We start from the raw sequence: 12143 nt of genomic DNA on the forward strand, positions 1-12143 counted from the left end.
ATGATAACGCCAGCTCATTTAAATACACAACGGAGAATAAAATGAAACTTACTGGGTTATTCAAAGTAAGCCTTGTTACATCTGCACTTGTACTAGCTGGTTGTGGCGGTGACATCGAAGTAACACCTACAGTTAATGATACAAGCGTTACAGATTCAAATAATACAACAACAACTACTAATAATGGCACAGGCGATAATTCCGGTGGTGATAATGGTGGTAATACTGATGGCGATAAAGAGCCAGTTGTTACTAACCCATGTGTAAATCGTACCGTTGCTGGCGTAGAAGTTCAGGGTGACTTCCGTAACGACAAGCATTGTTACTATGATACTTCATTCGCAAGTAAAGCATTAGAAATCAAAGAAAACATTACATTTGATGCATTACCAAATGGTGGCGCACACGTATTCGCTGGCGCACTGTTAATTGGTGAAAACTGTGACACTAGTACAGGTTGTGCAGTGCCAGAGACTGGTCCTACTCTAACAGTAAAACCTGGTGCCACTATGGCATTTGCTTCAGGTGAAGCGATCATTCGCATATCTCGTAGCGCTAAAATTATGGCTGAAGGTACGGCTGAGGCGCCTATTACGTTTACATCAGCAAACGACATTGACGAATTTGACATCACTGGCACAGGTCCTCAGTTTGCTGACTGGGGCGGTATCATGATCAACGGTAAGGGATTAACCAACCAATGTTCTAATGCTGCTCGTGCTGACAATTTATGTAATGTTCCAGCAGAAGGTATTGTGAGCCATTTCGGTGGCACTAACAATGCAGACGACAGTGGTACAATCAAATACGCTAAAATATTTTATGCTGGCTCTGGTCCACGTGAAGGTGGTATCGGTAACGACCTTAACTCACTGACATTGAACGCAGTAGGTTCTGGTTCTAGCTTTGAGTTCCTTCACATTCATCAGGGTTTTGATGATGGTATTGAGTTCTTCGGTGGCGCTGCAAACATCAAGAATATTGTCGTAACTGATACGCAAGACGACTCTATTGATATCGACGCTGGTTGGCAGGGTAAGGCACAGTTCATCTATATTAAACACGGCACTATTAAAACCAAAAAAGATGTGAACTACACTGTCAAAGATGATGATGGAAACAAGATCATCCAGACTATTAAAGCCGGCACTGATGGTTTCATGGGTAACAATGGCTTTGAAACCGATGGAGAAAAAGAGTCTGGCCCGGAGTACGATGATGTATCTCCATCGAATCCAACAATTGCAAATGTAACGGTTGTTACCACAGACGGTAGGTCAATCCGTGACAACGACCCTTCTCAGGCTGCAACATTTGACGATGCTATCCGTGGTCATTACTACAACACATTGTTCATTAAAGAAGATAACGCTACTAATGGTACAGCTTGTCTTCACTTTAAAGACAGTGATGCAGCGCAAAATGCAGTTGACAACAACCTGAACTTCCACAGCTCAGCGTTGGCTTGTGTAGCGAATTTCACAGAGTCCAGCAAAGACCTCCCGGGTGAAGCATACACTGCTTGGTGGGATAACGACGGAGCTAGCATCATTCTTGATAAAAAAGGTGACGTGCTTGCAGATGACGGATTTTCTACCAATACAGAGTCTGAAGATCTAAAAGCTATTGAAGCAAACGACCTGAAATCTCTGAACGACACTTTCTTTGATGAAGTTGACTATGTAGGTGCTGTTTCAAGCACAGATACTTCAAGCGTGTGGTACAAGTGGGTTCAAGAGGCTCTTGAATTAGCAGATAAAGACTAATCAACACGATTAGCTTGTTACTAATTCATTAAGTATTTAGAAGTAGGCGCATTGATTGCGCCTTTTTTACGAGTTTTATCAGGATTGCAAATGAATACGCAGATAAAATTAAGAAAAGTAGCTTTGGCAGTGAGTGCTTCTTTGTCGGTTGGTATTGCGACGCCGGTCTTTGCTGAGGAAGCTCAGGAGATAGAAGAAGTTGTTGCGGTGGGCTCGCGTTTGCAGGGTAGTGCAGCAGCAGTAATTGAAGAGCGTAAAAATCAGGCTTTCGTAGCCGATATCCTTGGTGCAGAGCAACTCTCTCGTACCGGTGATAGTGACGTCGCATCAGCGCTTCGACGTGTAACGGGTCTTACGCTTGTTGATGGTAAATTCATCTACGTACGTGGCCTTGGTGAGCGTTACTCAAGTGCTCGATTAAATGGTGCAGCGGTACCTAGCCCGGATCTGACCCGCAACGTTATTCCTCTGGACATATTCCCATCGAGCATCATAGAGAGCCTGGCCGTTCAAAAAGCCTATTCTCCTTCTATGCCAGCTGCATTTGGTGGGGGTAACATAGACATTCGAACTAAGTCAGTTCCGAGCGAATTTGTAGCCAATATTGAGGTAGGAGTTGGTCAGAATCTTAACTCTCAGGATGGATACACGTTTAACAGAAGTGACAGTGGTATTCCTGTCGCGGTTCAGACAGCAATAGTTCGGTATCGTGGTGACCTTTCCCTGCGAGGCATTGTTGAGCGTGAAGGGTTTACCGGTGATGGAGATCTGACTCCCGCAGACCAGGCACTTGCAGTTAATAAGTCTTTGGTACTCGAATTACCTCGAGATATTCGTGTCAGGGAAGAGTCTCTGGACCCTAACTATGATTTAAAAGCGAGCATTGGTAACAGCTTTGATGAAAGTTGGCTTGGCGGAACGATCGGCTTTCTAGCTGCTGCATCTTATGACAACGACTGGAAATATTCGGAACGAATGACAGCAGTCCTAGATCAGTCATTTCAGGAAGGGTGTAAAACAACGTTAGAGACGGCAGAAGACGCAACTAATTCTTGTTATGTGACGGTGAAGGACTCAAAAGAGACGTCGCAAACAGAGCGTATCAGTGGTGTATTCAATCTGGGCTATAAATATGAGCAGCACAATGTTTCTTATTCAAAAATTTACCTGGAGGATATTGAGGAGGAATCTGAACTGTCCACCTCAGAGAGTCCTAATGGTAGTACAGTAAGAACGAAAGCTGCAACGGGCCAGGCATATCGCAATTACGACTTTAACTATGAAGAGCGTATTTTGGATATCGATCAGGTTGTCGGCCAACACACATTCATGGACTACATGGGTATCGGAGTCGATTGGCAGTATACAGAGTCAAAAGCTGAAACAAAGATCCCTACTAATATTAGTTATAACTTCATTGACAATTTTGATGACGCTGAAACTTATCAGAACTCAATAGTGACGGGCGACGATAACCGTATCCTCTATTCATATACTGAAATGGAAGATAACGTTAAGTCGTACGGCGGAAACCTGACGTTACCATTGTATCTCGAGAACATCGAACTGACTTTTAAAGCTGGTTATGATTTCGTTGATCGCGCACGTGTTTACTCAACTTCAGGTTTTGCAATCCACAATGAGACAAACATAGCAATTCCGGTAAATTCCGATTTAGAGGGAATTAATGCTATTACTTCTTACTTAAGTGATGACTTTGTTTCAAATAACGATTTTTTGATCGCGTTCAATGAACCAACGGCTCCAAGTGCTGATGACTACATCGCAGCACAGAAAATAGATGCTGGCTACTTTGAGTTTGACGCTATTTTCAACAACACCTGGCGTTTAAGTGGCGGTATTCGCTATGAAGATTTCAAACAGGTGTCGATTGGTACCTCAAGCTTGATTTTTGATCGTGTCACGCACAGCACTATCTATTCGGAAGAGCGGATCCTTGCTGGTACAGTTAACGAAGACGATTTCTTTAACGCACTGTCGATGACTTATCTCGGCGGTGAGAAGTATCAGATACGATTTGGTTATGGTGAAACAGTTGTTCGCCCTGATTTACGTGAATTAGTTCCGGTCGCATATTTTGATCCATTGACCGATATTCGGACAATCGGTGTCTCGGGACTCAAGAGTAGCGAACTGAATAATTATGATGCACGATTTGAATACTATATGGATAACGGCGACAATTTCTCTGTTGGTGCCTTCTATAAAGATATTACAGCGCCGATAGAGTCGATATTGCAAGTTGGCGATGAAGATTATACAGCCACATTTGTAAATGGCGAAACCGGTGAAGTGTACGGTGTCGAAGCCGAGTGGTTATACGACCTGTCGGGTGTTGTCAGTGGCTTCTTCACCTCTGGTAACGTCACACTGAGTGACTCAGAAGTTGAGATTGACCCGGCGCGAGCGGGTAACCTGACAAACCCAACCAAGCGTATGACGGGGCACTCTAAGTACGTAGTTAACTTACAGCTTAACTACGATTCTGCAGATGGCCAGCACAGTAGCTCTCTTGTATATAATGTATTTGGCGAGCGGATCCTGGCTTCGGGGATCGGTGGTCGCGAGGATGCGTTTGAACAGCCATTCCACTCATTAGACCTGGTTTATACCTGGTATCCGGATTTTAATTCGCAGGTGAAGTTCAAGGTTCAGAACTTACTTGATGAAGAACAGGAAGTGACCCAGTCGGACTATATTGTTCGCCAAAAAGAAGTGGGCACCAGTGTAAGCTTGAGCTACAAGTATGAATTTTAAGTAATTCACCTCAAATTTAAAGTTGCCGCCATATCTCGGCGGCGGCTTTATCTTATCGCCCTTTCGGATGTTCTGAACATAGGTTTACTCTTGCGTAAATTTCAATTTATCCCAAGTCAGTATTTGCTAAACCAGGTACGGATGATAAAAAAATTAGCTTAATGTTTGGTTAATGCTGCATTTGACTTGTTCTGAGTCAATATGTGAAGCTTGAAATGATGGTAAAAAGTTAAACTAATGTGACAGTGAAAGCTTGCTAAACTAGGAAAATATTTTCTTACTTTTCAGTTTGTTGTAATCAAAACTTCTTGAACACTCGTTAGAATTAAGCCATACTTTGTTCTCACATACTAAATCAGAATTTTGGCAATTAGACTGAGTTTCTGGTCGCCAACAACCCGGTTCTAAACTGCTGCCTTCGGTGGCAGTATGGGACACAACCTTTACATGTTGTATCCAAACCCCGCTTTCGCGGGGTTTTTTATCATTAATGTTCACTTTCAACGCTAAAAGTATAGTTTCTTCGGATAATGTTTGCTATTTTTAGACGTCTAGACATACCTCTCACGCAAAATACTCAATGAATCAAAAAAAGGTAATACCATGAAAAAAGTAGGACTAATTGGTTGGCGTGGAATGGTCGGCTCTGTATTGATGCAACGCATGCATGAAGAAAATGACTTTTCTGACATTGAACCTTATTTCTTCACTACCTCTCAAGCTGGCCAGCCTGGGCCAGAAGTTAACTCGCAGACCAAAGCGTTACTCGATGCTTATGATCTCGATAGCCTCTCGCAAATGGACATTATTCTGTCTTGTCAGGGCGGAGACTACACTAAGTCAGTTTATAACGGACTCAGAGAAACTGGATGGGATGGCTATTGGATTGATGCGGCGTCTGCACTGAGAATGTCATCAGACAGCATCATTGTTCTGGATCCGGTAAATAAAGATGTCATTGAGCAGGGGTTAGAGCAGGGGGTTAAGACCTTCGTGGGTGGTAACTGTACTGTGTCATTAATGCTGCTCGCACTGGGCGGTTTGTTTGAGCAAGACCTGATTGAATGGGTCAGCCCTATGACGTACCAGGCTTCATCGGGCGCCGGTGCGCGAAACATGAAAGAACTTATCGCTCAGATGGGCGATATACATGATTGTGTAAAAGCTCAGCTTGGCGATCCAGGGGCTGCAATTTTAGAAATCGATAAGCTGGTTGCACAAAAGCTACAATCAGACAGCTTACCAACTGACCAGTTCGGCGTGCCGCTTGCTGGCAGCTTGATCCCCTGGATAGACGTGCCTATGGAAAGTGGCCAGAGTAAAGAAGAATGGAAAGCCCAGGTTGAGGCGAATAAAATCCTTGGTTCAAGTAAACAGCCGATCCCGGTTGACGGGATCTGTGTGCGGATTGGCGCCATGCGTTGCCACGCACAAGCCTTAACGATTAAGTTAAGAGAGGATGTTTCAGTCGAGAAAATTGAGGAAATATTAGAAGCACACAACGAATGGGTTACGGTTATTCCAAACGACCGTAAAACCACTGAGCAAGAGCTGACGCCAGTCAAAGTTACAGGTACTTTGAACATTCCAATTGGCAGAATACGTAAACTCACTATGGGACCTGAATATATCAGTGCATTCACCGTCGGAGATCAGCTGCTCTGGGGTGCGGCCGAGCCACTGCGTCGTATGCTCAGGATCATTGTTGAGCAATAAGCCTTGCTTTCACAACACACCTAAGAATAAACAAAGCACGCACTTGAACAGCGTGCTTTGTTTATCTAAAGGTCACGTTAAAGCTTGAACTGCGACGATTACACAGATAATAGTCATACGACCACCCATATAGCAGCCCTACAAACTATATCCTATAAATTATATTATGTTAAATAGAGTGTTGTTCTAATCTCACGCTCTGGTGATGCTTACCTATCGTAGATTTTAGACGCCAATTTTGATCGCCTTTCCCCGTTTACACCAATAGGCACATTGTTTAGTTCTCTGGTTATATCTTGGTTAGTCTTTAAGTAGTGCTTGAGATATGGCCATGTTGTTTCACCAAGCTTCCTTCAGTGGTCTTTCTGTGTTTCTTTGTCGGGCCTGAGTAAAGCTTTTCAAGTTTGTATGTTCTTGTAATTCGCCGGAGCTGAGTACTTGCTATATCTAGCCATGATTTAAAGACCGATACTAACCAGTATCGGTCTTTAAAATAAATCCAAGTAAAAGCTGCGCCGTCTTTTCTTTAGGTGCTGCCAACGCTTTTTAATGACTTGAGCATGCTGAATAAATATTTGAATTGATTTGGTTATTTCGCTTTTGCCATTCACTAGAATATGATACTGGCTTGTTAGCCAGATGCTCGTTAGCTTCTGCAAACAACTTCATACATGACATAGCGGGGATCGCTTTTGCTGCGAAATCAGCATAGCCCGCTGCTGAAAAGAGTTTGGCTGCAGTTGCAGGTGCATTCGCCGAATATGCGAATTCGCCAGCTTTTGCTACAAAAGGGTTAAGATCGAACACATTCACAATTAGCACTATTACTGCAATGACAACTAGGAATGTATGTTTTATAAAGTAATTCACTGTATCCCTCCTGAATGTCCTACATACATAACAGACAGTAAGTTACATGCGATAGTCTGTAAAGACGTTTATATCAAACAAATGGGTTCAGCTGTAACATATGAGATTTCCTGATATATTGAGAATTTAGATAAAAGGAGTTTAAAGATGTCCTGGATGTCTCAAATGCTTGTCTTCGGTACTTTGATCGCTGTCGGCCTGTCTTGGAAAGTACTTACGAGAGGTTTGAAAAAAGACCCTTACAGTATGCACTTCATCATTCCACTCATCTTAGCCGTTGGCATTATCCTTATTGAATATTTTGACAAGTTTGGCTTCGATCCCAATAACAGGAATATCAAGGACTGGGTAGATGGCGCTGTATACTTGAACAACATGTTAACGCCGATATTGCTGTTGGCCACTATCTATCTATTATATCGGACTTGGCTCACAAGTAAGCAAGAGCTCGCTGACGCCCGAGATATCATGAGGAAAAAGGAAGAGTTGGAACTTTTAAGGTCAAGGGTACAACTGCTGAACAAATTCCTTGATACAACGCCTTCTGATTACTTGGACTTTAAGGCTGATGTAATGGTCTTGAATATCAACAGCGAAACGAACGGTGTAGGTTTTTTGAATGACTTACAGCCTTTATTAAATCGTACAAAGCGTTTACTTTTAAATGAAGAATCGCTATTTATATTTAACGATGCGCGCGTTTTCACAGCATTAAAGGCAATCAACACATCAATAGGGAATAATGCACCGACCTATAGAGATATCTTCAGTACTCAGATTAAGCACGGGTCGGCGGTTTATATGAGCCGAATGCGATCAGGCCTGGAAGAAAGAACTGATGAGGAAATAAAGCTCATTCTAAGTAACTTAGTGCGACTCCTTTATAAAGAAACATATTTTGCTGAATGCCGAGACAATAAGGATTACGATGTTAATATTGAACCAATTAAACATCAAGATATGTTAGTTACAGAGATGGCTTTAAGCATAATCCAGCTTGTTAAAAACTCAAATTACGAATGTGAACTGTTCAATGAATATAGATTTCACTTCTCTTCAATGGAGTTCGCAGGGCTGCAGGAGCTTACAAACTCTAACTCTTTGTAAAACGTTTTACACCTAAATCCATGCCCCATTATTTTTACACTCTCTCCCAAAGTTACCGACGAGCGATGAAAAACTCTGGAGCCATTGCCCCTACCCCCTCAAAATCCTACGTATTCTGGCTGGCTCCTAACTGTCAGGCCCATGTCTGCAAAGCCAATAACGCTTCGGAAGTATGCGACCTGGAACGCGCGTATTGGGAATTTGAACTAAGGAGGACGCGTTTGCACTAGACGCATTCCTAACCAAACCCCGTGTTCATGTGGGCAATTATGCTATGCATGACTTCAGATCTAGAAAAAGCCCTGCTGTTGACTGAATTTGTTACAACCCGAACCAGTCGCTTGCATGACCAACATTACTACCAAAAACAACCCATTAACCCCCTTTGAGCACGACTGCCCTCCTTCATCAAAATAACAATTATGCAAAATGTTAAATTATACTGTATACAATATAATTTCATTGGTGTAAGTTACATCTAGCTTTTGTATCGGATGAAAATCCACCAGCGATCAGTTATTCCATGCTAGGAGACTGATAGTAATGGGTTTTGATGTGGCCTGCGCAAAGCTTAAAGGTACTCAGTGTACCAATAATAATAACACTACAAGTTAACTTGGCGGTGAGCAGAACGCGCTTATAAAAAACCTTGTTAACAAATAGATAAACAACAGGAGAACATCTATGCCTTTTGCTAAACGTGCGTTGGCAAAACTACTTGCCAGAAAAACACTGTATCGGGCGAGCGCGATTGTACTGACTACGCTGTCGTCTGGCGCGGTTTTAGCCGGACAATCCCTGGAGTCAAACCCGCTTATGTCGAGCGACTCATTGCTGTTCAGTACAGCATCTGCCAGTCACAAACACGCTGGCCAAATTTGTGGTACTGATCACAATTCACAGGACTGGTCGGCTATCCAAAAAGAGAACGCCAGACAACGCTCTTTGAGTTCCAGTTTTGCCACGCACATTATATCTGAGCTGGCGAGTCAGGACGACCTGGCTGCAGAGAATGGCAATGGTGTTCCGGGGCGTTACTATATTCCGGTCGTGGTGCACATATATGGTGACAGGTACAACTGTGAATCAGGCACCTATTGCTTAACCGAGCAAAAAGTCATTGATGGCTTGAACAAATCAAACCAGGACTTTCTGGGGTTGATCACCGATGACGGCCCTATCGCGCCGGAGTTTCAGGCGATACGCGAAAATCTGAATATTGAATTTGTGCTCGCCAAAAAAGATCCAAGTGGTCAGCCTACCAATGGTATTGTGCGCCATCCGCAAAAAGCAGGCTATGGTAAAGGCAGCGGTGTTGATGACCAGATTGCTGCCGACGCCTGGGATAACTTTAAGTACATGAACATCTATATTCAGCAAGACCTGTACGATGATGGTTCAACCAATAATTCGGGTGTAGCCTGGTATCCTCAGCTCAGCATGTCGCAAAATGGGCTATCGCGCGTTGTTTATAATGGCGACTATGTGGGTGCCAACACCAGTGAAAATTTCCGCTCTGTGTTAACCCATGAGTTCGGCCACTGGCTTAACCTGCCCCACACCTTCGACGGCGATGTCTGTACTATTCATTCAGAAGCGTTTTGTAACGCCACCGGTGATGGCTCGTGTGATACACCACAAATGAGTAGCAGCATTTTACAAAACAATGCCAAAAACTGCCTGGGCCAGCCAACAAACACAGAAAACTTTATGCACTACTCTGATAACTATGCCATGTTCACCCGTGATCAGGTAGACAGAATGACCGCTGCCCTGCATGGACCGGCACGTGCAACGCTTTGGTCGAACTCTAACCTTATTGCTGTGGGCCTTGAAGAATATACCAGCAATGCCGATCACCCCTGGGATGGCACATCTGGCGCGGTATTGCCACCGAAGGGCGATGTTATTCAGGCGTTTACAAATCTGTCGGGTCAAAAAGGCGAAGTAGATAACTATGAGATCTCGGTGCCTGAAGGTACTCAGGCTGTTGCCTTTTATCTGGACGGTTACGATGAAGACCCTGACATGTATGTATCCAAAGGCAAAGCCCCGGTTAAAAATGGCGACAACTGGGAGGCCGACTTTATTTCATTCAGAAGCGCAGGTTCACCTGAGCTGGTCACGATTTCTGCGCCTTCGAACACCGAGTCGTATCATACGGCCATCGATGCCTTTAGTGCCTATTCTAATGCAACTTTGAGTGTGATCTCCGGCACAGACGATACGCTGTGTGCGGGTTGTGAGCGGGTATTTTTAGCTGAGATCACCGACCTTGAGTCGGCTAAAGGCGCTGAACCCAAGACCTATCAGTTTAGCGTCCCTTCTGATGCCTTGCGCACGGTTGCCGTTATACCGGGCGGATATCAGGGTGATCCGGATGCATACGTGAGTATGAACTCGGTGCCTACTTCGGACAACCACGACTGCGGCCCCTTTAGCGCGCCAAGACACAGTGAGTACTGCGAATTCAATGCAGGCGGCGGTGAACTGAACATTATGATTGACCCTTTCCTTGAATACAGTGGGGCGTCATTGGTTGTTTATTACGAACGAGCCGCAGACTCAGAACTGCCCGTTGCCGAAGCCAATGGCCCTTACAGTGCTGTGCTGGCAGGCTCAATACAGTTTAGCAGCACCGGCTCAAACGATTCCAATGGCAGTATAGTGAGTTACTACTGGGAGTTTGGTGATGGCAATACCTCGACGGCTGCAAACCCGGTCCATACTTATCAAAATGCCGGCGTTTACACTGTAAAACTCAGCGTGACAGACAATGACGGTAATCTTGCCAGTGACACGGCGATTGCTGAAATAAAAGCAGAGCGTATTGCACCCATAGCACAAGCTAATGGCCCCTACTCTGCAATGCTCGGTAACGCAGTTAGCTTCAGTAGTGCAGGTTCTGAGGATACGGATGGCAATATTGTCAGCTACTTATGGCAGTTTGGCGATGGCAATACGAGTACCGAAGCTAACCCGGTTCATAGCTATTCAGACGCGGGAGACTATATTGCGTCGCTTGAAGTTACTGATAACGACGGGCTGCGCCATAGTGCACAAGCTACAGTGACGATTAACGCACTCGAATATTGCACCACCAGCGGTAATACTAATTATGAATGGATAGCGAACGTACAAAGTGGTGCATTCAGCAACCCTTCTCAGGCGAACGGCTACAGCGACTTCTCGGCTCAGACTATCAAACTGAATGAAGGGGAAAATCAGTTTACATTTACGCCGGGCGGAAACTACACCGAACACTGGGTGGCCTGGATCGACTTTAATAACAACGGTCAGTTTGAAGAGTCTGAGCAGGTTATGTCTGATGTTTCTGGTAAAGGTGCTGTGACGGGCACAATCAATGTGCCCGAAAATATGGCAGGCACCCAAGCCAGGCTGCGTATTGCGATGAAGTATAACGGCGCGCCTTCAAGTGCCTGCGGTGCGATTGGCGATGGAGAAGTTGAAGATTATACGGTAGAAATCGTTAAGCAAGATAAAGTTGGCACTGTCCCTGACGCGTGTGCAATTCAGCAGCCAGTGAGCGGCGGCCGACTGGAGCCTGGCAAGGCACAGTGTCTGGGTGGAGATGGCACCTTATGGCTGTCGATTGGTGACATCACCTCTACTCAAAATGTGGCGATAACAACGGCACACGGCAGTAGCAATTTACACATACTGTACAAAAACGGCGGCTGGCCAAGCGATAATGACAAAGATGCCGAGTCAAACTCAGGCTCTACGACTGAATGCATTCAAATCGCGGCCGGAAGTGATTACTGGTCTTATCTTAAAGTTTCAGGTAATGCAGAAAACACCAGTATTATCGTAGATTTTGACGTCCAACAGTGTCGTGAGCATCTATAACTAACTTGAAATTGTAAAGCAGTATCTGACCCGGGT

At 44.5% G+C, this 12143-nt stretch carries 6 protein-coding genes; 5 read left to right on the forward strand and 1 reads right to left on the reverse strand.

Features of this window, described 5'->3' with window-relative positions; translation table 11 throughout:
* The first annotated feature begins 41 nt into the window (after positions 1–41).
* The 3 genes from MHN33_RS10890 (at position 42) to asd (ending at position 6260) form a co-directional block, all read left to right on the forward strand.
* Entirely contained in the window at positions 42–1766 is a 1725-nt protein-coding gene (locus MHN33_RS10890) for a hypothetical protein (protein WP_239397956.1), read from the forward strand.
* 90 nt (positions 1767–1856) lie between these two features.
* Entirely contained in the window at positions 1857–4544 is a 2688-nt protein-coding gene (locus MHN33_RS10895) for a TonB-dependent receptor plug domain-containing protein (RefSeq protein WP_239397957.1), read from the forward strand.
* Between the two features lie 603 nt (positions 4545–5147).
* A complete protein-coding gene (gene asd, locus MHN33_RS10900) occupies positions 5148–6260 on the forward strand; it encodes an aspartate-semialdehyde dehydrogenase (RefSeq protein ID WP_239397958.1) in 1113 nt (370 codons plus the stop codon).
* Positions 6261–6806: 546 nt separating this feature from the next.
* On the opposite strand, the gene MHN33_RS10905 is transcribed toward asd, so the two are convergent.
* The gene (locus MHN33_RS10905) at positions 6807–7130 is read right to left on the reverse strand and encodes a hypothetical protein (protein WP_239397959.1); all 324 of its coding nucleotides are present in this window, start codon (positions 7128–7130) and stop codon (positions 6807–6809) included.
* A gap of 147 nt (positions 7131–7277) precedes the next feature.
* On the opposite strand from MHN33_RS10905, the gene MHN33_RS10910 reads away from it, so the two are divergent.
* Positions 7278–8237, forward strand: a complete 960-nt coding sequence (locus MHN33_RS10910) for a hypothetical protein (protein ID WP_239397960.1) — start codon at positions 7278–7280, stop codon at positions 8235–8237.
* Between the two features lie 684 nt (positions 8238–8921).
* The gene (locus tag MHN33_RS10915) at positions 8922–12107 is read left to right on the forward strand and encodes a M43 family zinc metalloprotease (protein ID WP_239397961.1); all 3186 of its coding nucleotides are present in this window, start codon (positions 8922–8924) and stop codon (positions 12105–12107) included.
* Positions 12108–12143: the final 36 nt, after the last annotated feature.

Source organism: Pseudoalteromonas sp. OOF1S-7, from assembly GCF_022347765.1.
GTDB lineage: Bacteria > Pseudomonadota > Gammaproteobacteria > Enterobacterales > Alteromonadaceae > Pseudoalteromonas.